Here is a 21,803-nt window from a genome sequence, read left to right as displayed (position 1 = left end):
CCTCCGGTAGAATGGGACGTGTAATGCAGTTTAGCATTACATCTAATTCTGGATAACACCTCTCAAAACCGGCTCAAACACTCGACCGACACGGTTTTAAACTCTGCAAAATCCCTGCATCCGCAAAGCCGTGTCACCGCGCGTTCCCGCAAGAAAGTGACGAAAATATCGTAAATCGCCATCGCCTCTTCGTACTCGCTTTTACTGATGGCAAGCAGGAAGATCACATGTGCGGTTTCATCGCCCCACTGAATGCCTTGCGGAGCCAGAACGGTGTAAACCACCGTTTTTTGCGCCAGCAGGCCGAGTGAGTGAGGCAGCGCAATACCCTCACCCAGCATAGTACTGACGATAGCCTCACGCTCAACAACCGAATCAAGGAACTCCGCGCCGACAAACCCTTCAGCTTCCAGCTGTGAACAGAGCTCCAGGAACAAGGTTTGCTGGTCAACCGGCTTGTCGATGATCCGAAAATGGGCCGCGTCGAAGTATTTTTCCAGCATCCACGGGCGGGTTCTGTCCACCAGCACCAACTTGCCAATCTGCTCCAGCTGATAATCCGTCGGGAACGGCGCAATCATCACCACCGGTTTCGCTTTCTCGCTGATCCGCGCCGTGGAGATAACAAAGTCCTCACTCAGGGTCTCCGCCTGCTCGTATTCACGCAAAGTGAGCGTTCGCGTTACCTCAATTTGTGGATACTTGCGCTGCAGCACCGCCTCAATCATGCGTACCATCGCGTTACCGGCATCACACACCAGCAACACACGCGGCTGGCGCTGGTAGCCAATGTTGTAGTGACGCTCCAGTCCCACACCGATATGCAGCACCAGAAAACCGATCTCGTTTTCACTGATCACATACGGCGTGTATTTACCCCAGCTTGAGACTGCTGCCAGCGTCATATCCCACGCCATCGGGTAGTGCTGTTTGATGTTATCCAGCAGCGGGTTGGGGATCATGATTTGATACCGCACGCGGGTGATCATGGTTTTAATATGCGTGAGCAAGTCCGCATGCAGCTGCTCATCGCTGAGCAGGTTGTAGTTATAGTGGGTATTGATGTAGCGCAGGATGTAATTGACCAGCGCTTCATCGTCATCGGCGTTGATGGCGCTTGGGGCGATCTCCTGGATCTGGCGCGCGGCAATGTGCACGCACAGCCAGCTCTCTTCCGATGGCGAAAGCGCTTTGCCTGCCAGTTGCTGGATGGTTACGGCAATATCCTTCGCGGCTTCACGTACGTTCTCTTCCACATCCTCCGCGTGAAATTCTGGCAGCGGGTAGCCTTCGCTAATCCGCCTCACCGATACCGCGCAATAGAGGCGCACGAACAGTTCACCTTCATCGGTAAGGCGAATATGGTGGCGCGTCAGCACATCGTGTAACACTGTCACCATCTGCTCAGGTACACCCACGTTCAACGCCACTTCGGTCACCAGCGGGTTCAGGCTGTCCTGCTGTGCCAGCGTCCAGAGCAAATCGGTAAGACAGGCACGGGTTGCCATCTCGCTGCCAAACAGTTTCATTCCGTGGCGTGGGCGCGTTTCCAGCGTCAGGTGATAACGGTTAAACCACTCGCGCACCTCTGCCATATCATTTTGCAGCGTCGCACGACTGACAAACCACTCATCCGCCAGATCTTCAAGCTTAAGGGAGAAGGCCGACGTCAGAAAACGCACCACCAGATAGTGCACGCGCTCAGGGCCAGTACGCGGAATACGCAGCGCGCGCGGGTGGGAATCTTGTAATAGCTGATAGCGCGCGGCATCGTCAATTTTGAGTTGATAACCGTTGCCACGGCTCAGAATAAACTGTGCGCCGTGGCTTGCCAGCAGCGCATTCAGAGCGGTGATATCGGCCCGGACGGTACGCGTGGAGACCGACAGCCGCTGCGCCAGTTCATCCTGTGGCAGCGTTTCGTTTTGCAACAGATCGAAAAGTTGCGCTAAACGTTGGTTCGGAAATCGCACGAGTGAGTCCTCTTACCGCTTAAGGTGCAGGTGAAATGATCATCTGGGATGGGCTGCCAACCGGGATATAGTCTGGCTCAAAGCTTAGCGCGCCGTCCTGCGTTACGCGAAAACGGGTGATGTTATCGCTACGCTGATTCATGACGTACAGCCATTGGCCCTGCTTATCCAGAGTCAGCGAGCGTGGATAATCACCTCGTGTCCAGACATCATCCTGATGCGTCAGTGTGCCATCCGCCGTTACGGTAAAGTGCCCGATGCTGTTATGCAAACGGTTGGCAACATACAGTTGCTTGCCGTCCTCACTTAATACCAGCCCGGCGGCAAAACTCGTCCCTTTATACGCCTTCGGCAAAGCAGAGAGCGTTTTGCCCTCTTTCAGCGTACCGGAGTGTTTATCCACGGCGTAATGAGTGAGAGTGGACGCCTCTTCGTTAATCAGCCACAGGCCATCGCCTTTCGGGGTAAAAACAAAGTGACGAGGTCCGGCCCCTTTTGAGGACGCGTCAATAAACGGTGGATCGTTCGGGGTTAATTTTCCGCTCCGATCGTCGAATCGATACTGGTAGATCCGATCCAACCCAAGATCGGTGGAAAAAACATATTTCCCACTCGGATCGGCGGCGATCATATGCGCATGCGGCCCGTTATGATCGCTGATGGCAAAGCTCCCTTCCGCCGCGGCTTCCGGTTTTGCTGCACCCTGCTCGCCCTGATCCTGGTGCGTATCCGTTGCCTCGCCCAGACTGCCATTGGCCTTGATCGGCAACACGGCAATCGATCCACTGACGTAGTTCGCCACCAGCAGGTGTTGACCGTTTGGCGTAAGGGAAAGATAAACCGGCCCAGCCCCGCCGGATGCCACCTGATTAAGCTCAGTCAGGTCACCGTTATCGCCCACATGAAGCGCCTGCACCACGCCCTGCTCCACTTCGCTTGCTACATAAAGCGTCTTACCGTCGTGCGATACCGTAAGTTGCGCGGCGTTCGGCAGTTTACTTACCAGGGTTTTGTTCGCGAGTGCACCGGTTTGCGGATCGACGGTAAAACGGTACAACCCTTCACCGTTCGGATTATAGGTCCCCACCCAGGCAAACTGCGTCTGGGCGACAGCGGCGGTAGCCAGTAAAGAGAGTGAAGCAACAAGCAGGTTACGGGTGTGCATGGTGGCTCCTTCAGGTTTGTGCGGTGTGTTCCCCTCCCCCTTCCCAAAGGAAGAGGATGAGGGGTAAGGTTTAGCTTTATTTCACCAGCATCTTCGTCATCGCCAGCAGCGTACGGACATCTTCCGGACGCGTATCTCCGCTGGCTTTGTCGATAATCGAGCTGTAAATATGCGGAATGATTTTGCTCACGCCCGCATCCAGCGCGATTTGCAGGATCGCTTCATAGTTTTCCAGATCGATCCCCCCCGTCGGCTCCAGCCAGAAATCGTGACGGGCGCAGGCTTCTGCCACTGCTTTATACTCATCACGGCATTTCAGGCCGCCCATGGGGAAATATTTGATGGAGCTGCCGCCGAAATCCTTCAACAGAGCAATGGCCGTCTCTACCGGGACAATTCCATCTGGCGCGGCACTGCTCAACGGGCCGGTCGAGATTTTCACCATGCCCACCGTTCCGGTGGGCGACACCAGACCATTCACTACCGATTCGTTCTGCCCCAACAGTGCGCGGCTGGTTGCTACGCCAGTGAACACCTGGTTGACATGCTGCGGCTGCACCTGACGGGAAATTTCACTCACCATGGCCGACTGGTTCGGATCGCCCGCGCCAAGCCCCACGGAGAGCGCATTATCAATCAGCGCCGCATATTCACGCATATCGGCAACCGCACTGGTGACATCCGGGTAATTTTTGGAGAGCACACCCACCAGCACATGACCTTCAGCCGCCTCGTAAATGGCACTGGCATTCGCTTTTGAACCTGCCAGCACATTCAGGCAGACGCGGTCACGGTAAAAATTGGGGGTCAGTTTCATGCAGTTTTCTCCTGTCCTAATACTTCGCTAATACGGCGGTACACAATGTTTAGCTGATCCGCTGTCACGCTGCGCACATCCGCTTCGATAATCCCTTCGTTGGCTTTATAGCCACGGAAATAGATGGCGTATTCACCCTGCTTCAGTTTCGCTACAACATCCCCAGTGCCCACGCCCGTCGTGGCTTCGTCGAATTTGATTTCAGTGCGGGCGATATCGCGACCAGCGCTATCCCAGACCACGCGCGCAGCAACGCCATTTAAGGTATTGATGGCATTGATAAACGGCGTCATCTTCGCCACCATTTCTGCGCCACTTTCTTTGGTGGCCGTCAGGTAATGTTCGATGGCGCAGGTCAGCCCAAGGATGCCCTCTTTACCCACTTTCATTGCGCGACCAATCCCTGCTGACTGGCGTTTCACCCACTCAACGTACTGCGTTTTACCGATAACCAGCCCGCTGGTTGGCCCTTCAATCGCTTTCGCGCCGCTGTAGATCACCAGGTCAGCGCCGGAACGGTAGTACACATGCAGATCTTCTTCCGCTGCGGCATCGACGATCAGTGGCAGATCGTGCTTACGGGCGACCACCGCCGCTTGCTCCACGCTGAGCATACTTTTCTGCACACAGTGGTGAGACTTGATATAGAGGATTGCCGCGGTACGTGGGGTGATCGCCGCCGCCAGTTGATCGGCAGAGCATTCGTTAGCGTAACCCGCTTCCACCAGCTTGCCTCCGCCCAAAGTAACCATCGTCCCGACCGGCGCACCGAAGTTCACGTTGTGGCCTTTCGGCAACACGATTTCGTTGTTCTCAACAGGAGTCACGTGCAAATTTTCCAGCAGCCAGTCGCTGTCTTTTACCAGCACCGCCGCCACCGACTGCGCAATACCCGCCGACGCGCACGAGACGACGGTCGCCCCTTCGACATCCAGCAGTTTCGCAATGTATTCGCCGGTTTTGTTCACCAGATCTTTCATTTCAAAGTACTGGTTCATGCCGTCCATCGCCGCCTGTACAACTTCCGGACGAGGGGTAGAAACGCCCAGCGCCGTCATGCGACCTGAGGTGTTAATAACCTGTTTTAAATGGTATTTCTCAAAAATCGAAGGCATGTTCCGTGCTCCCTTGTTCGGTCATGTAGCCCTTGCCCGCGCGAATGGCGGCAAGCGGCATCAGAATATGGTCAGCCTGCAGGCTGTCGTTTTCCGCATCCACCAGCAGCGTCGACTGGCGTTTGACGGTAAAAAGTGTCAGATCAGCATCCAGGCCAGGCTGAATACGGCCTTTGTGCGTCAGACGCAGACCGTCAGCGGCATTCGCGGTGACGCATTCAATCACCTGTGGTAACGACATCCCGATGGCGAGGAATTTCGACATCACGCTGGCGAGGCTACCTACCGGGCCATTAATGCGGTTACGACAATAGATATCTGAGCTGATGGTGTGCGGCAGGATCCCCATCGCGATGGCGCGTTTTGCCACTTCAAAGCTGAAGCTCGCCGTACCGTGTCCCACATCCAGACGCACGCCGCGTTTCAGCGCTGAGGTGATCGACGCCCGCAATTCACCTGACGGCGTCAGGATGCGGTTGGGTTTGCCGTTATAGCAGTGGGTGATGATGTCCCCGGAACTCAGCAATTCGGCGATTTCGTCGAGGTTTGGCGGGTTGTTGCCAATGTGCACCATCAGCGGCAGGTCGCCGTTCTCTTTCTGAATGGTTTTGGCCCGTTCCAGCGGCGTAATGCCGTTTTCACCAACCACGCTGCTGCTCATGCGCGCTTTCAGGCCAACGATAAAATCAGGGTGGCGTTTGACCGCCTGTTTTACCGCGTCGGCGTCGATGTTATCCATATTGGCCAGTTCGTTTTGGGCAATCAGGCCCACGCGGGAGATGTTCAGTAAGGCAAAGACATCTGTCGACGCTTTGCGGGTGATGGCGTAGAAATCGTCCACGTCATCCGCCCCGGCACTTCCTGCGTCAACCACAGAGGTGACACCCGTGGCGATACCGACGCTGTCTGGCTCGTCGTGGTAAATCGGGGAGTTCGGGTAGCAGTGAACATGGGAGTCAATCCAGCCTGCGCTGACGAACACTTCACCATTAAGCTCAACGGTTTTGTGGGCGGGCGCATCAATCTCACCAAGCGCCGCGATTTTCCCGTCCTGGATGGCGATATCGGTCAGGGTATCGTCGGTAAGGCGCGCACGGCGCAGGAGTAAATCAAACATGGGTATCTCCTGATAAGACGGGCGCATACGCGCCCGCTGAAGGTCAAAGCGCGACCGGGAACAACCAACCCAGAAGCATTGCACCGAGGATAGCGCCACCGGTAATCGGCTTCTGCCAGATGTAGAACAATAGAGCACCTGCCAGTGAACCAATGCCGATAGGGATCGACGCGGTCATCGCACTGAGGATAATCAACGGCCCGAGGAAGCGACCAGATGCATTACCCGCGCCCATCATCACGTCTGCCCCATAGGTGGAGTTGCTCTGATTGATGGTAAACTTACGCGCCAGGATAATGACGTAACCAATGGCCAGACCAATCACCAGGCCGGTAATCAGCGAGGCAATAAAGTTTGTCACCGGGAACATGATCCCCGCGCCCAGCAGCAGCGCCGGCACACCTAAGCCCACACCGGTCTGAATCGCCCCGCCGATATCCAGGATCCCGACCAGAGAACCTTCGATAATACGGGCAAACAGGAAGCTCGCACCGAACGCGGCGACCGCGCCGTAAGCACCGGTATCAATCCCCGCTTTTAACATGGCGACGAAGGCCACTTCGTTAAACGCGCCGATGCCGTAGAGGTAGTACATGTGCGTCCCGGCAAACACGCCGGAGGAGAGCAGGCCAACGAAGATCGGGAACGACCAGTCGGCATACCAAAAACCTTTATTCTGTTCCATTTCGAGGCCCCTGTTATTTGCCGCTGAGCGAGCTATGGATAAGATCGAGCCAGTTCGGCACGGTCAGGTGGAAAGATTCGATCATCTTCATGTCGAAACCACGGAAGAAACCGCTCAGCACAAACAGCAGAACAATCGCGGCCATCATCACTTTGGTGACGTGGTTCCAGCCACTCTCTTCCACACCTTTACCAATCAGGATGCCCAGAACCAGACCCGGAACGGCGTTCCCCATAATCAGCTGCGCAGCGCCACCAAAGACGGTCGCCCAGAAGCCCGATTTTTTGCCCGCATCGATAGCGGCCAGCCAGAAGATCACCGGCATGACGGTGTTCACCAGCAGGTTTGCGGCAGGAACCAGTACCTTAACGGCGGTCACCTGAAGCGCAGCCGGTACGGAGGAGGCGGTCAGGTTAAGGAAGGTGACGACAATCATGCCGATGATGCCGCAGGCAATCGCCATTTTACGTGGGTCGTGCAGGGTTTCACCGACATTACGGTTTTTGACCATCAATGCCGCTGCGCCCCAGTTCGGGATGATGCGGTGGTCAACGTCCTGAGTAAACGCACCTGCCGCCACCGAAGATGCCCAGGCGTTAAAGAAGAAACCTAACCCAAAGGAGAAATGAGACGCCGGATCGCCTTCACAGGAGTTCAGCTCCCCCAACGTACGAAACGCGCCCATACCCTGTGTGGTAGGCGCATGAAACATGCGTGCAGCCCCGGCCCCCACACCGACGCCCACCAGGCCGCCGATAATGAGCGATTTTATTAATATAATTAAGAACATCAGTCTGCCCTTTTATGAATAATCAGCGTTGCGTGACGAAGTCCACCTGGTCGAGATTGATGGCAGTCACGTTGACGGTCACATCCAGCTCCACGCTGTATGTACGTCTTTCCCGGCGCAAAAAGAAAAACAGAAAGGCTTCTTTGCGCACCGCTTCTTGCGCCTGAACAACCTGCACGTCCTGTGGCTCAATACGCAGTAAGATATGCGGTGAAGATTTCATCACCGCGGCCTGAACATGGTTGAGTGCATCGGCAAAGGCGCGCGCTTTGGCGTCGCCTTTTCCTTTCACCCGCACCGTGGTAGTGAATTGTTCTTTCATGCTTACGCGCCGTGTTTCTTCTGCCACGCCTGCACCAGACGCTCGCCCAGCTCTTCTTTATCCATAAAGCCAAAGCCCAGCACGTTGCAGCCTTCGTTGATGGCCGTTATGCCCTCTTCCACGGAACGCATACCGTATTTGGCTTTGTAGCCATATTTGGTTTGCGCAGTGATCGCACCCGCACCGCCACTGCCGCAGAAGGAGATGCCGAAAGTGGCGTTTTCCGCTTTCATCACGTCACCCAGTTTCATATCTGCTGCGACACCCGGTACGACAACCGCACGTCCACCTGCTTTTTCCACACCGGCAGCCACTTTCTGGCCTTTGCCCAGGCGATCGCCAATCACGACTGTAATCTGTTCCATGTGTTGCTCCTTAAAGGTTGTCTTTTGCGACTTCAAAATGAACGGAGAGCAGCCAGGCCTCTTCATCAGGAAGGTTGCCAAACTGCGCGACCACTTCTCTGGCCAGCCGCATTGAATCTGGTGAAATTTCGTCAAACAGATCCGCTTCAACTTCCGGCAGCGGCTCGCCGGTCACAGACCGGTGTGCCATCGCGCGGACGTGGGAAGTGAGCATCTGTTCCTGTACTGCATTGGGGATGATGTTGTGGCGGGCAAGCAGGGCATAAACCTGCTTAAGCATGGTGTCAGCGAGTTGCTCAATGTGTGCTGCTTGTTCCCCAACCTCGTTCATTACCGCTCCGTTAATCACTCGTCTTACCCCGTTAATGGCTCTGGGATAAAACTAACGTTGGCGGTTCATTGTTTGTAGCGAGTTGTTTTCCACTTCGAAGTGGAAAGGAAAGCGGCAGCAGTGATCTGTGCCACATAAATGCACCAAATGATTACATATCGCTAGATTTGCGTGATGAATATCACGTAATCACCCGGGAAAATGGAGGAGAGGAAAACGAATAGGTTCAGGCACAGCGTCGCAGAAATGTGACAGCGATAGGGTTTACTTATTACGTTGCGAAAAAAAACGAGGGCATATTGCCCTCGTTTTCGTATTTCGTCAGGCGCAACGGCCTGTTAACGGTATTTCTTGTGATAGGTGTTGCGGGTCGTGACAAACTGGTCAGCCGCCGCCTGCGCCTCTTTCACTTTGCCTTCATTAGCCAGTTTCAGTGCACCGTCGATCTGGCCGACCAGCACATCAAAGCCGTGGCGATAATCTTTCATCTCCGCGCTGTCTGCTGCCTGGCTTTCCAGTTTTGGCGGCGTGGCTTTCTGGGCATCCAGTGCCGCTGCACGCATTTTGGTTAATGCGTCTTTCATTTCCGTCGCATTATCCGTTTTCTGTACCACTTTCAGATTGGCACTGAGGGTGTCCATATTATCTTCAAGATCGGCAGCAAACGCAGAAGAGCCAAGAACCAGCGTTGAAGCTGCGACGATCGCTAACAGGTGTTTACGCATTGCTCACTTCCTTTTTTATTATTAATAACGCTTTGACAAGTATTACTGGCCGGCGATTTTCATCTCCGGCAACAGAACTGAACCACACTGTATATTGCTACGTGTTTCAATATCGTTACCGACCGTGACAATATTGCGCCACATATCTTTTAAGTTACCGGCAATCGTAATTTCGCTCACCGGATACTGAATTTCACTGTTTTCGACCCAGAAACCAGCTGCGCCGCGAGAATAATCCCCGGTAATGCCGCTCACACCCTGGCCCATCAGTTCAGTCACCACCAGACCCGTTCCCATCTCTTTCAGCATCTGCTCGAAGCTCAGCCCCTGACCCTCAATGCGCCAGTTATGGATACCGCCCGCGTGACCGGTACTTTTCAGCCCCAGTTTGCGTGCCGAGTAGTTGGTCAGCAGCCACTGCGTCAGCACACCGTCTTTAATGATGTCTCGACGTTCAGTACGCACGCCCTCGCTGTCGAACGGCGTCGATGCCAGCCCTTTCAGCAGATGCGGGTGCTCTTCAATGGTCAGCCATTCCGGCAGAATTTGTGTTCCCAGCGCATCCAGCAGGAACGTGGATTTACGGTATACCGCGCCACCGGCAATCGCCCCGACCAGGTGGCCAAACAGGCCGGTTGCCACTTCATTGGCAAAAATAACCGGGGCTTTCATGGTTGAGAGTTTGCGTGGCGACAAGCGTGAAAGCGTGCGTTGCGCGCATTCCGCCCCAACCCACTCTGGAGACTGCAAATCAGCGAGCGCACGCCCAATGGTGTAGGCGTAATCACGTTCCATATCGCCATTCTCTTCAGCAATCACACAGCTGGAAAGCGAGTGGCGGGTCGAGCAGTAGCCTTGCAACATGCCGTGGCTGTTGCCAAACACTTTGATGCCATAATGGCTATTGAAGCTACCGCCTTCGGTATTGGTGATACGTTTATCCGCTTTCAAAGACGCTTGCTCTGCACGAGCCGCCAGCTCGATGGCCTCATCCGGCGTGACCTCCGCCGGATGGAACAAGTCCAGATCCGGCGCATCGAACGCCAGCAGTTCTTTATCGGCTACGCCTGCGTAAGGGTCGGGGGAGGTGTAACGCGCAATGTCCAGCGCCGCCTGAACGGTACGGGCAATCGCGTCCGGACTGAGGTCAGTGGATGACGCGCTACCTTTGCGATTCTGGTGATAAACCGTGATCCCAAGCGCCCCATCACTGTTGAATTCAACATTCTCCACTTCACCATAGCGGGTACTCACGCTGATGCCGGTGGTTTTGCTTACTGCTACTTCAGCGCCATCTGATTTGCCTGAAGCGAGCGCCAGCGCTGTGGATACCGCTTCTTCCAGAATCTTACGCTGCGCTTCAACTTGTGAGGTTACTTTCATCGCAAATGCCATACTGTAAGAGAGAGTTAACTGAAGTCTATCAGAGAACCGTTTTTCAGTGCGCATCTTAACTGGTAACATTAGCCTCTTTTTTTAAGGAGCCTGACATGACTAAGCAGCCCGAAGACTGGCTCGACGACGTTCCCGGTGATGACATCGAAGACGAAGATGATGAAATCATCTGGGTCAGTAAAAGTGAAATTAAACGCGACGCCGAAGAGTTAAAACAGCTTGGTGCGGAAATGGTAGAACTGGGGAAAAACGCGCTGGATAAACTCCCGCTCGACCCCGATCTGCGTGCCGCCATTGAACTGGCACAGCGTATCAAGAAAGAAGGCCGTCGCCGCCAGCTTCAGTTGATCGGTAAAATGTTGCGCCAGCGCGATGTGGAACCTATCCGCCAGGCACTGGACAAGCTGAAAAACCGCCACAACCAGCAGGTTGCGCTGTTCCATAAGCTTGAGCAGATCCGCGATCGTCTGATTGAACAAGGCGATGATGCTGTGCCTGAGGTATTAAATCTGTGGCCAGACGCCGACCGCCAGCAACTGCGTTCGCTTATCCGTAATGCGAAGAAAGAGAAAGAGGGGAATAAGCCGCCAAAATCTGCGCGTCTGATTTTCCAGTATCTGCGCGAGCTGTCTGAGAACGACGAGTAAGGTCGGGAACGCCTGTTCCCCCTCACCCACAGCCCTCTCCCCAAAGGGGAGAGAGTGTTCAATTTCCCTCGCCCCTTTGGGGAGAGGGTCAGGGTGAGGGAATTACTCTGCGGCGGCCTCGGCTTTCTTCGCCAGGCCATCCAGCAGTTTTTGATGAATACCACCAAAACCACCGTTGCTCATAACCAGTATGTGATCGCCTGGCTGAGCCGTTTTCACCACCATATCCGCTAACGTATCCACGTCTGCACTCCAGTGTGCTGGCTGGACGCACGCCTCTGCGACTTCAGCGACTTGCCACGGAATATGCTGCGGTTGCAACAGGAACACTTCGTCTGCACGCCCTAAAGACGGGGCGAGATCGTCTTTGCAGATCCCCATCTTCATGGTGTTTGAGCGAGGCTCCAGTACCGCCAGAATGCGTGCGGTTCCACCCACTTTACCGCGCAGGGCGGCAAGCGTTGCGAGGATCGCGGTTGGGTGATGCGCAAAGTCATCAAACACCGTCACGCCGTTGGCCTCGCCACGCAGCTCCAGACGGCGGCGGGCATTCACAAATGACCCCAGCGCGTCGGCCGCATCCGCAGGTTGAACCCCGACATGACGCGCGGCTGCAATCGCCATCAGGCCATTGTGCATGTTGTGCTCGCCGACCAGGCCCCACTTCACCTCACCTACTTTTTCGCCATCGAGCAGCACTTCCCACTCAGAGGCATCCGTATTGAGTTTTCTCGCGTGCCAGTGACCTTGTTCACCCACCAGCTCCTGCTCGCTCCAGCACCCCATCGCCATCGTCTGCTTCAGGTTAATATCGTTCTCCGGCAGGATGATGCGACCCTGGCCCGGAACAATTCGCACCAGATGGTGGAACTGTTTCTGGATGGCTTTCAGGTCGTCAAAGATATCGGCGTGATCAAACTCAAGGTTGTTGAGGACCAGCGTACGCGGGCAGTAGTGAACAAACTTGGAGCGCTTATCAAAGAACGCACAGTCGTACTCGTCAGCTTCGATCACAAAGAACGGGCTATCGCCCAGACGTGCAGAAACGTCGAAATTGCCCGGCACACCGCCAATCACAAAGCCGGGCTTGTAGCCACAGGCTTCCAGGATCCAGGTTGCCATACCGGCGGTAGTGGTTTTGCCGTGCGTACCGGCAACCGCCAGCACCCAGCGGTCACGCAGCACGAAATCATGCAACCACTGTGGGCCAGACATGTACGGAATGTTGCGTTCCAGGACCGCTTCAACACACGGATTGCCTCGGGTCATGGCGTTGCCAATGATGACCAGATCCGGCTGCGGATCCAGTTGGCTGGCATCATATCCCTGAATAAGGGCGATCCCTTGCTTCTCCAGAAGCGTGCTCATCGGTGGATACACATTGGCGTCCGAACCTGTCACTTCATGGCCCAGAGAGCGCGCCAGCATTGCCAGCCCGCCCATGAAAGTGCCACAAATCCCCAATATATGAATGCGCATACGTCACTATCCCTCTTCAATGTGGTGCACATTTTACTCACATGTCAGCGGCAGCGAAACGCATTTCAGGTAAATCCGTATTTTGCTGGCGCGATTCACCTCTGCGCTAATATTTGAATGTTTGTTAAGATTGTTGGACGTCAGCCGTTTTACTGAACATACGATCGCTTTACTCAACATAAAATGCAGGGAAAGTGTTATGAAAACGTTAGGTGAATTTATTGTCGAAAAGCAGCACGAGTTTTCTCATGCTACGGGTGAGCTCACTGCTTTGCTGTCGGCAATAAAGCTGGGCGCTAAGATCATCCACCGTGATATCAACAAGGCCGGTCTGGTCGATATCCTGGGTGCAAGCGGTGCCGAAAACGTTCAGGGCGAGGTGCAACAAAAACTCGACCTGTTCGCGAATGAAAAACTGAAAGCTGCACTGCGCGCACGCGACATCGTTGCGGGTATCGCCTCTGAAGAAGAAGATGAAATTGTCGTTTTCGAAGGCTGCGAACACGCAAAATACGTTGTACTGATGGACCCGCTGGATGGCTCCTCTAACATCGACGTTAACGTTTCTGTCGGCACAATTTTCTCCATTTATCGTCGCGTCACACCTGTTGGCACACCGGTTACTGAAGAAGATTTCCTGCAACCGGGCAGCAAACAAGTTGCTGCCGGATACGTCGTGTATGGTTCGTCCACCATGCTGGTTTATACCACCGGGTGCGGCGTGCATGCCTTTACCTACGATCCGTCACTGGGGGTCTTCTGCCTTTGCCAGGAGCGTATGCGTTATCCGCAGAAAGGCAGCACTTACTCCATCAATGAAGGCAACTACATCAAGTTCCCGAATGGTGTGAAGAAGTACATCAAATTCTGCCAGGAAGAAGATAAATCCACCCAGCGCCCGTATACCTCCCGTTATATCGGTTCTCTGGTGGCAGACTTCCATCGTAACCTGTTGAAAGGTGGCATTTACCTCTATCCAAGCACCGCCAGCCACCCGGAAGGGAAACTGCGTTTGCTGTACGAGTGCAATCCGATGGCGTTCCTGGCTGAACAGGCCGGCGGTAAAGCCAGTGATGGTAAAGAGCGTATTCTGGATATCACTCCGGAAAGCCTGCACCAGCGCCGTTCGTTCTTTGTGGGTAATGATCATATGGTTGAAGACGTTGAACGCTTCATCCGCGAATTCCCCGACGCATGACGAACACCAGCACAACCTCATTCAGGCTGCGTCAAAGCGGTAAACGAATGAATCCCCGGAAACAGTGATAACGCTGTAACTGGGCTTGGTAAAAGAGAGGGAGCCAGTCTGGCTCCCTTTTCATTTATATATTTTAACGTATAAATGAATATAAAAATCGCGCTTTAATATCTCGACTCACTCACGCATTATTTCTGAACAGTTTCTTAAATATTTCGCTGAGCATAATCGTGATGAAAAACTTTTCCCGTGCAAATACCGGTATCGACTTAAATCTTATTCCTGTTTTTATTGAAGTGGTGAGATGCGGCAGTATGGCCAAAGCCTCAGTACGACTGGAGATGTCGCGTCCGGCGGTGAGTCTTGCATTAAAACGCTTTAATCAGCTCTTTGACGAGCCGCTATTTCTTCGTAAAGGTTTATACCTGGAGCCTACCGATAAAGCACTGGCCTTAACCCACTCGCTGGAAATATTAATGGGCGATATTCATGACAATATCGGTGCAGTGAATTCTGCACCGATATAACCCCTGGTCGGTAACGCCACAGGGGTTGCTATTACCGTCAGGCAGATTGTGCCGTCAGCTTGAAGGATGACATAGCTTCCATCAGTTCGCGTGACTGATCTTCGAGCGAACGCGTTGCAGCTGAAGACTGTTGTACCAGCGCCGCATTTTGCTGTGCGGTTTCGTCCATCTGATTCACAGCGATATTCACCTGCTCAATACCCCGGCTTTGTTCCTGCGATGCCGTGGCGATCTCACGCATCAGTTTGGTCATGCGCAGCACTTCGGTCGCAATTTCATCCATCGTTTCACCCGCCTGCTGTGCGAGTTCGCTACCTTCATTCACGTGGGTTTGAGAATCGCTGATCAGTGTGCGGATCTCTTTCGCTGCATCGGCACTTCGGCTGGCCAGATTGCGAACTTCCCCGGCAACAACCGCAAAGCCGCGCCCCTGCTCACCCGCACGTGCCGCTTCAACGGAGGCGTTGAGTGCAAGGATATTGGTCTGGAAGGCGATACCGTCGATAACGCTCAGGATGTCGGCAATACGCGCAGAGCTACCGGAGATATCGCGCATTTTCTCAATCACGTAGCAAACCATTTCGCTACCGTGATCGGCGGTGTCGGAAACCGACTTCGCCATCTGATGCGCCTGCTCGGCGTTATCCGCGTTTTGTTTCACCGTGGCGGTAATCTCTTCCATGCTGGCCGCCGTCTGCTCCAGTGATGTCGCCGTAGATTCCGTCCGCTGGGCAAGGTTGATATTGCCAGCAGTCAGTTCCCGGCTGCCGGTATCAATCTGAGAACTGGCATCGCGCACGCGCAACACCGAATTCATCAATGACTGACGCATCTCCTCAATCGCCGTGTTCAGACGGTTGAACTCCTGGCTCGCAGGGGCATTCAGGGTGTGCGTTAAGTCACCTGCGGCAACGTGCTCCAGCTGTGAAATCGAGTCCGACAGGGGCTTGAGCAGCATATGGCGCAGCACCAGCCAGGCCAGCACAATAATCCCCGCCGTCAACAACGCCGCGACGATAATCAGGATCAGCACGCGAGTTTTGCTCGACTGCACGGCGCTCACTTCCGCCTTACCACGCGCTTCACTCCACGCCTGGAACGTCTGCATATCATTATCAAACTGTTTCGCCACCGGGATCAGCTTGTTCTCCAGCAGATCGTAATAGCTATCAGCACTTTGCTGATTCAGAGCGGTAAGCATTGGATTGATCCCCTGCTCGTTATACGCCGCAAAGCTGGTCGCAACCTTGCCCAGCAGTTGCTGCCCCTCCGTATCCGCAACACCGCCATCAATCACACCTTTCAGCGTTTTCTGCGCCTGAGCAACTTCCTGATTAATGTTTTTAACGGATTTGGCGGCATCGTCCAGCATGCCGATCTCCATCATACGAACGGCCTGACCCGCTTCATTGCGCGCGCGCAGGATCAACGTATAGCCAGAATTCAGCTGCACCATTTGCTCACCCTGAAGGTGATTGATGCGCTGGAGTGAGGAAGAACTCTGTGTGAGGGCATAAATGCCAATGCCGCTGACAATCAGCAGCAGAAGGGTCATAACGGCCAGTAACGAAAGCAAGCCGGTACGAATCGATAGCGTTTTAAGCATGATGTTATTTCCGGTAGCGAGATATTTCTGGGCATAAAAAAAGAGTATCGGCCGCTACCGGAAAATGTTTAGACTTTAAGCAAATTCATGGTGTTATAACTTTGTTGCTGATGTGCTGACGCGTGTAACAGGCGAGCTTTGGCGGTTCTCCCAAAGCACCGTCAGACCTCGCTGCAGCGCAATAAAAATGAACAGCAGAATGCCAATGGCAATTTTCGTCCACCACGAACTGAGCGTTCCGTCGAAGTTAATGTAGGTCTGGATCAGCCCCTGGATCGCCACGCCAAACAGCGTGCCCAGCACCGTTCCTACCCCCCCGCTGAGCAGCGTCCCGCCGATCACCACCGATGCGATGGCATCCAGTTCGACCCCAACACCCGCCAGCGCATAGCCCGCCTGGGTATAAATGGAGAACACAATACCCGCCAGCGTCGCCAGCCCGGTCGAAAGCATATAAATGCGGATCGTCGTACTGCGGGTAGAGATCCCCATCAGGCTTGCCGAGGTCGCACTGCCGCCAATGGCATAAACCTGATTACCAAACCGGGTACGGTGCGCGAGAAAAATACCGATGATCACGACACCGAGCATCAGCAGCCCCATCGCACTTAACCGACCGCCACCAGGGATTTTCCAGGCCAGGCTTGAGAGCGTGTCGTAAATGGGATGGTTGATCGGTATCGATTCCTCCGAAACCAGGTAGCTCACGCCACGCAGAAAGAACATCCCCGCCAGCGTGATGATAAACGCCGGGATCTTCAGGGCATCGATCAACAACCCCATAAACGCGCCGAATGCGCAGCCCATCGCTAACACCAGTGGGAAGGCCAGCAGCGGCGAGATCCCCCAGAAACCAATCGCTTTCGCCAGAAATACGCCGGTAAAGGCGATCACAGAGCCCACGGAGAGATCTATCCCGCCGGAGAGGATCACGAAGGTCATCCCAACGGCGATAATGCCTAAAAAGGCGTTATCCGTCAGGATATTGCAGATGACGCGCGTAGAAGCAAAACCGGGGAACTGCGTCAGGCAATAGAGATAGCCCAGCACAAACACGCCCAGCGTAATCATTAATGGCAAATTACGTTTTATCATGACCACGAATCCCCTTGATGAGGCTGATAAACCGCGGCGACTGGACGATGAGCACAATCAGCACCACAACGGCCTTAACCACCTGGTTCAGCTCTGGCTGGAAGCCGGAAAGCAAAATGCCCGTGTTCATCCCCTGGATAATGAGTGCCCCCATCACCGACAACAGCAGGTTGAAGCGGCCTCCCATCAGCGAGCCGCCGCCAATCACCACCGCCAGGATCGCATCCAGCTCCAGCCATAATCCGGCGTTATTGGCATCCGCACCGCGAATATCTGCCGCAACGATCACACCGGCAATGGCAGCACACACACCGCTGAGCACATAGGTCAGCATGACCATCAGACGGGTATTCACCCCGGCATTTCTTGCAGCCCGAATGTTGATCCCTACGGCTTCAATAAACATGCCGAGCGCCGTTTTGCGGGTGAAAAGCCAGAACACCAGCAGCGTCACCAGGGCAATAATGACCGGTGTGGGGAAGAAGAACAGCTTGCCGCTGCCGATCCACGCAAGGCTGGGAGAATCGAAGGTGACAATCTGCCCGGAGGTGATCAATTGCGCCACTCCGCGACCGGCCACCATCAGAATCAGCGTTGCGACAAACGGCTGGATCTTAAGTATCGCCACCAGAATGCCGTTCCATAATCCGGCCAGCACACCGGTTCCTAACGCGGCCAGCAGAACCACTGGCAAACTGTGCCCGGCCACGGTCATCGACGCGGCCGTCGCACCAGAGATGGCCATCACCGCGCCAACGGAGAGGTCGATCCCACCCGTCGCAATCACCAGCGTCATACCTATTGCCAGCAGCGCGACAGGTGCAGCGCGGTTTAAGATGTCGATCGGGCTGCCAAACAGGCGGCCATCCTGCACAATAATCTGGAAGAAATGTGGCGCGACAAGGCTATCCACCAGCAGCACCAGCAAGAGCGCCGCGATCTGCGGCGTGCCGGTCGGCCAGTTAAAGCGGCGCTTTGACTCTCCAGTCTGGGGAAGAGAACGGGGCATCACGCGGTACTCCTTATGCCGCAATGGCATTCATGATCGCCGGAACAGACAGTTTATCCAGCGGGATCTCTGCCACCTGCTTGCGATCGCGCATAATAATGACGCGATCGGCATAGCCAACCAGCTCTTCAAGTTCGGAAGAGATGACCAATAACGCCAGCCCATCGGCGCACAAGGTTTCAATGAGCCTGATGATCTCTGCATGCGCGCCCACATCGATACCGCGCGTAGGCTCATCAAGGATCAGAAACTGGGGTTTGGTCAGCAGCCAGCGGGAAAGCAGCACCTTCTGCTGGTTACCACCGGAGAGAAACTCAATGGGTTGTTCCGCGCTCGGCGTGCGAATACCGAGCTGACGAATAAAACGCTCGGCAATGGCATTCTGCTCCTTGCGGGGGATCGGTCTTAACCATCCACGCTGCGCCTGTAAGGCCAGAATGATATTTTCCCGCACCGACGCGGCGGCAATGATGCCGTCCGTTTTACGATCTTCCGGGCAAAAACCCACACCAAGACAGGATGCCTGATGAGGTGAACGCAGGGTTTGCGGCTTGCCTCTAATTAACGCGCGACCGCTGTCGGCAGGCTTGATCCCGAAGATCACCTCGGCAGTTTCGGTGCGCCCTGACCCTAACAATCCGGCCAGGCCCACAATCTCGCCGGGACGAACCTCCAGACTGAAGGGAGAGATGACCCCTTTTTTACCGAAGTCACTGAATGCCGCGACCGGCTTATCACTTAATAACGTGCGACCGGCTCGCTGAAGCGCATGGGTATCCAGTTCACGACCCAGCATCATTTTCACCAGCTCAATTTGCGGCAACTCGCGGGTTTCACGGCAGCCCACAAAGCCGCCATTACGCAGCACAGTAATACGATCGCTGACCTCATACACCTGATCGAGAAAATGGGTCACGAAGATCAAGCTCACGCCCTGGTCACGCAACTGACGCATCAGGGTGAAGAGCATCTCAACTTCCTGGGTATCGAGACTGGCAGTTGGCTCATCCAGGATCAACACCTTCGCCGAGAGATCGATGGCGCGACAAATAGCGACAATCTGCTGCATCGCCACAGAGAAGCGGTTGAGCGGTTCGCGCACATCCAGCGAAAAACCATAAGAGGCCATCAACTGCGTCGCCAGCGCTTCCATCTCTTTGCGATGGATCAAGCCAAATCGCTTCGGTTCGCGGCCAATGAACAGATTATCCGCTACTGACATATTCGGCAGCAGGTTCACTTCCTGATAGACCGTCCCGATGCCTAACTGCTGGGCATGGGCGGTGTTTTTGGGCGAAATTGCCTGGCCCTCAAGCCAGATCGTGCCGCGATCGGCATGGTAGACGCCGGTTAATGCTTTGATGAGCGTCGATTTCCCCGCACCATTTTCTCCGAGCAACGCCATGATTTCACCACGTCGCAGACTGAAATCGACGTTATCCAGCGCCTTCACGCCGGGGAAAAATTTGCTTAATCCTTCTGTGCGGAGGATCTCCTGGTGTTGTTCTGTGGTCATAACGTCCCCCTCACCCTGACCCTCTCCCCAAAGGGGAGAGGGGGACGGGCATCAGTAGCCCATGTTTTTCTTCTTCTCTAACTCTTCTTTCGCGGTATCAGGCAGATAGAGTGTGGATTTGGTGATAGTCAGTTTCTCAGGCAGCGTGCCGTCTTTTTTGTACTTTTCGAGTGCATCAAACGCCGGGCCAGCCATGTCTGGAGTCAGCTCTACGCTGGCGTTCGCTTCACCTGCCATCATCGCTTTATAGATATCCGGTACGCCGTCGATAGAGCCGGTGAGGATATCTTTGCCCGGCTTCAGACCCGCCTCTTTAATGGCCTGAATCGCCCCGATCACCATGTCGTCGTTATGGGCGTAAACCATACAGATGTTCTTGCCGTTGTTTTCAGCCTTGATAAAGCTTTCCATGACTTCTTTGCCCTTACTGCGGGTAAAGTCACCGGACTGAGAGCGGATGATTTTGATGTTTGGCGCGTTGGCGATAGCCTCAGCAAACCCTTTTTTACGGTCGATGGCCACGCTCGCCCCTACCGTACCTTGCAGCTCGACCACGTTACACGGCTTGCCATCAACCTGTTTCACCAGCCAGTCACCAATCAACTGCCCCTCAAGAATGTTGTTAGCGGTCACGGTGGTCATATAGAGAGATTTGTCTTTTACATCGATGGAACGATCGAGCAGGAAGACCGGAATTTCAGCATCTTTGGCTTCCTTCAGGACGGGCTCCCAACCCGTTGCTACCACAGGGGCGATGAAGATGGCATCGACACCCTGAGCGATAAAGGAGCGTACTGCTTTGATTTGGTTCTCTTGTTTTTGCTGGCCATCGGCGATTTTCAGCGTGATGCCGCGTTTTTGAGCTTCGCTTTTCGCAACGCTGGTTTCAGCCGCTCGCCAGCCTGACTCCGAGCCTACCTGCGAAAATCCTACGGTTAAGGGTGCAGCCATCACCATAGACGACATGGCTGCCGAAACTGCTGTGACTAGAAGTAAACGCTTCCACATAAGTGCGTCCTCGTAGGGTAGATTATTGTTGGATAAAAGATGTTCTGCGAAAAAACTATAGACAATGCGAGATGTAACGGATTGCGTTACATCACACTTCAGAAAAGTGAATAAAACGTTAATCACAAGTTTGTAATCGCTTTCATTCAGCCATGAAAAATGCAGCTGAGTTTATGGATTTTCCTGTCATGGAATCGGTCTGAAAAGTGGGATGAACGGAGAGAGAAGGCGAAAACAGGCGAAGACTTTCAGCGCGAGTTGGCTATAATACCTGCCACTTGTTTACCATACATTTTAAAGGACACAGACATGAGCTTACTCAACGTCCCTGCGGGTAAAGAACTGCCAGAAGACATCTACGTTGTTATCGAAATCCCGGCTAACGCAGATCCAATCAAATACGAAGTGGACAAAGAGAGCGGCGCACTGTTCGTTGACCGTTTCATGTCTACCGCGATGTTCTATCCGTGCAACTACGGCTACATCAACCACACCCTGTCTCTGGACGGTGACCCGGTTGACGTTCTGGTCCCAACGCCGTACCCACTGGAACCTGGTTCAGTGATCCGCTGCCGTCCAGTTGGCGTTCTGAAAATGACCGACGAATCTGGTGAAGATGCGAAACTGGTTGCTGTACCGCACACCAAACTGAGCAAAGAGTACGATCACATCAAAGATGTGAACGACCTGCCAGAATTGCTGAAAGCACAGATCACTCACTTCTTCGAGCACTACAAAGATCTCGAAAAAGGCAAATGGGTTAAAGTTGACGGTTGGGACAATGCTGAAGCTGCGAAAGCTGAAATCATTGCGTCCTTCGAACGCGCTAAGAAGTAATTCTGCCCCCTGTTTCTAAGCCCCGCCAGTCGGGGCTTTTTTGTAGGCTGAAATTATCACAAAAACGTCATAAAGATATTT

22 protein-coding genes are annotated in these 21,803 nt (G+C 54.2%); 4 read left to right on the top strand and 18 right to left on the bottom strand.

Annotated features, from left to right (window positions below; all coding sequences use genetic code 11):
* Positions 1-62: 62 nt before the first annotated feature.
* The 12 genes from HV346_RS02380 to pmbA form a co-directional block, all read right to left on the bottom strand.
* Positions 63-1,973, bottom strand: coding sequence for a PRD domain-containing protein (locus HV346_RS02380; RefSeq protein WP_181622022.1), 1,911 nt, complete (start codon positions 1,971-1,973; stop codon positions 63-65).
* A gap of 19 nt (positions 1,974-1,992) precedes the next feature.
* Entirely contained in the window at positions 1,993-3,138 is a 1,146-nt protein-coding gene (locus HV346_RS02375; RefSeq protein WP_181622021.1) for a lactonase family protein, read from the bottom strand.
* Between the two features lie 76 nt (positions 3,139-3,214).
* Entirely contained in the window at positions 3,215-3,955 is a 741-nt protein-coding gene (locus HV346_RS02370) for a KDGP aldolase family protein (RefSeq protein ID WP_181622020.1), read from the bottom strand.
* On the bottom strand, positions 3,952-5,070 hold the full coding sequence (locus HV346_RS02365; RefSeq protein ID WP_181622019.1) for a DgaE family pyridoxal phosphate-dependent ammonia lyase: 1,119 nt from the start codon (positions 5,068-5,070) through the stop codon (positions 3,952-3,954). The genes HV346_RS02370 and HV346_RS02365 overlap by 4 nt, the downstream gene beginning before the upstream one ends.
* Positions 5,054-6,187 (bottom strand): amidohydrolase/deacetylase family metallohydrolase, encoded by a 1,134-nt coding sequence (locus HV346_RS02360; protein WP_181622018.1) that lies wholly within the window; start codon positions 6,185-6,187, stop codon positions 5,054-5,056. Before HV346_RS02360 ends, HV346_RS02365 begins: the two co-directional genes overlap by 17 nt.
* Before the next feature lie 43 nt (positions 6,188-6,230).
* Positions 6,231-6,872 (bottom strand): DUF4310 family protein, encoded by a 642-nt coding sequence (locus HV346_RS02355; protein ID WP_181622017.1) that lies wholly within the window; start codon positions 6,870-6,872, stop codon positions 6,231-6,233.
* Between the two features lie 13 nt (positions 6,873-6,885).
* Entirely contained in the window at positions 6,886-7,662 is a 777-nt protein-coding gene (locus HV346_RS02350; protein ID WP_181622016.1) for a DUF4311 domain-containing protein, read from the bottom strand.
* Positions 7,663-7,684: 22 nt separating this feature from the next.
* Entirely contained in the window at positions 7,685-7,984 is a 300-nt protein-coding gene (locus HV346_RS02345; protein ID WP_063926351.1) for a DUF4312 family protein, read from the bottom strand.
* 2 nt (positions 7,985-7,986) lie between these two features.
* Positions 7,987-8,349, bottom strand: coding sequence for an SFCGS family glycine-rich protein (locus HV346_RS02340; RefSeq protein ID WP_181622015.1), 363 nt, complete (start codon positions 8,347-8,349; stop codon positions 7,987-7,989).
* Positions 8,350-8,359: 10 nt separating this feature from the next.
* Entirely contained in the window at positions 8,360-8,698 is a 339-nt protein-coding gene (locus HV346_RS02335) for a glycine dehydrogenase (RefSeq protein ID WP_181622014.1), read from the bottom strand.
* Positions 8,699-9,018: 320 nt separating this feature from the next.
* Positions 9,019-9,405: a cytochrome b562 gene (gene cybC, locus HV346_RS02330; RefSeq protein WP_181622013.1), complete on the bottom strand. Its 387-nt coding sequence runs from the start codon at positions 9,403-9,405 to the stop codon at positions 9,019-9,021.
* Between the two features lie 42 nt (positions 9,406-9,447).
* Complete coding sequence (gene pmbA, locus HV346_RS02325) at positions 9,448-10,800, bottom strand: metalloprotease PmbA (RefSeq protein WP_181623671.1); 1,353 nt, start codon at positions 10,798-10,800, stop codon at positions 9,448-9,450.
* 95 nt (positions 10,801-10,895) lie between these two features.
* Between pmbA and yjgA the strand changes: the two genes are divergently transcribed.
* On the top strand, positions 10,896-11,447 hold the full coding sequence (yjgA, locus tag HV346_RS02320; RefSeq protein WP_181622012.1) for a ribosome biogenesis factor YjgA: 552 nt from the start codon (positions 10,896-10,898) through the stop codon (positions 11,445-11,447).
* A gap of 102 nt (positions 11,448-11,549) precedes the next feature.
* On the opposite strand, the gene mpl is transcribed toward yjgA, so the two are convergent.
* Positions 11,550-12,926: a UDP-N-acetylmuramate:L-alanyl-gamma-D-glutamyl-meso-diaminopimelate ligase gene (mpl, locus tag HV346_RS02315; RefSeq protein ID WP_181622011.1), complete on the bottom strand. Its 1,377-nt coding sequence runs from the start codon at positions 12,924-12,926 to the stop codon at positions 11,550-11,552.
* A 199-nt stretch (positions 12,927-13,125) separates the two neighbouring features.
* Between mpl and fbp the strand changes: the two genes are divergently transcribed.
* Together fbp and HV346_RS02305 are read left to right on the top strand one after the other, a co-directional pair.
* Positions 13,126-14,124 carry a class 1 fructose-bisphosphatase gene (fbp, locus tag HV346_RS02310; RefSeq protein WP_181622010.1) on the top strand — a complete coding sequence of 333 codons (999 nt, stop codon included), beginning with the start codon at positions 13,126-13,128 and terminating at the stop codon, positions 14,122-14,124.
* A 233-nt stretch (positions 14,125-14,357) separates the two neighbouring features.
* Positions 14,358-14,651: a LysR family transcriptional regulator gene (locus HV346_RS02305; protein WP_181622009.1), complete on the top strand. Its 294-nt coding sequence runs from the start codon at positions 14,358-14,360 to the stop codon at positions 14,649-14,651.
* Between the two features lie 37 nt (positions 14,652-14,688).
* On the opposite strand, the gene HV346_RS02300 is transcribed toward HV346_RS02305, so the two are convergent.
* The 5 genes from HV346_RS02300 to ytfQ all read right to left on the bottom strand — a co-directional run bounded on the left by HV346_RS02300 (position 14,689) and on the right by ytfQ (position 20,885).
* Complete coding sequence (locus HV346_RS02300) at positions 14,689-16,257, bottom strand: methyl-accepting chemotaxis protein (RefSeq protein WP_181622008.1); 1,569 nt, start codon at positions 16,255-16,257, stop codon at positions 14,689-14,691.
* 93 nt (positions 16,258-16,350) lie between these two features.
* Positions 16,351-17,352 carry a galactofuranose ABC transporter, permease protein YjfF gene (gene yjfF, locus HV346_RS02295; RefSeq protein ID WP_181622007.1) on the bottom strand — a complete coding sequence of 334 codons (1,002 nt, stop codon included), beginning with the start codon at positions 17,350-17,352 and terminating at the stop codon, positions 16,351-16,353.
* The gene (gene ytfT / locus HV346_RS02290; protein ID WP_181622006.1) at positions 17,339-18,364 is read right to left on the bottom strand and encodes a galactofuranose ABC transporter, ATP-binding protein YtfT; all 1,026 of its coding nucleotides are present in this window, start codon (positions 18,362-18,364) and stop codon (positions 17,339-17,341) included. The genes yjfF and ytfT overlap by 14 nt, the downstream gene beginning before the upstream one ends.
* A 10-nt stretch (positions 18,365-18,374) precedes the next feature.
* Positions 18,375-19,877, bottom strand: coding sequence for a galactofuranose ABC transporter, ATP-binding protein YtfR (ytfR, locus tag HV346_RS02285; RefSeq protein ID WP_181622005.1), 1,503 nt, complete (start codon positions 19,875-19,877; stop codon positions 18,375-18,377).
* A gap of 51 nt (positions 19,878-19,928) precedes the next feature.
* Positions 19,929-20,885 carry a galactofuranose ABC transporter substrate-binding protein YtfQ gene (gene ytfQ, locus HV346_RS02280; RefSeq protein WP_181622004.1) on the bottom strand — a complete coding sequence of 319 codons (957 nt, stop codon included), beginning with the start codon at positions 20,883-20,885 and terminating at the stop codon, positions 19,929-19,931.
* Positions 20,886-21,194: 309 nt separating this feature from the next.
* Between ytfQ and ppa the strand changes: the two genes are divergently transcribed.
* Positions 21,195-21,722, top strand: coding sequence for an inorganic diphosphatase (gene ppa, locus HV346_RS02275; RefSeq protein WP_181622003.1), 528 nt, complete (start codon positions 21,195-21,197; stop codon positions 21,720-21,722).
* Positions 21,723-21,803 lie beyond the last annotated feature (81 nt).

The sequence above is a fragment of the Enterobacter sp. RHBSTW-00994 genome (genome assembly GCF_013782625.1).
Classification (GTDB): domain Bacteria; phylum Pseudomonadota; class Gammaproteobacteria; order Enterobacterales; family Enterobacteriaceae; genus Enterobacter.
This window is presented reverse-complemented; position numbering and strand designations above follow the sequence as displayed.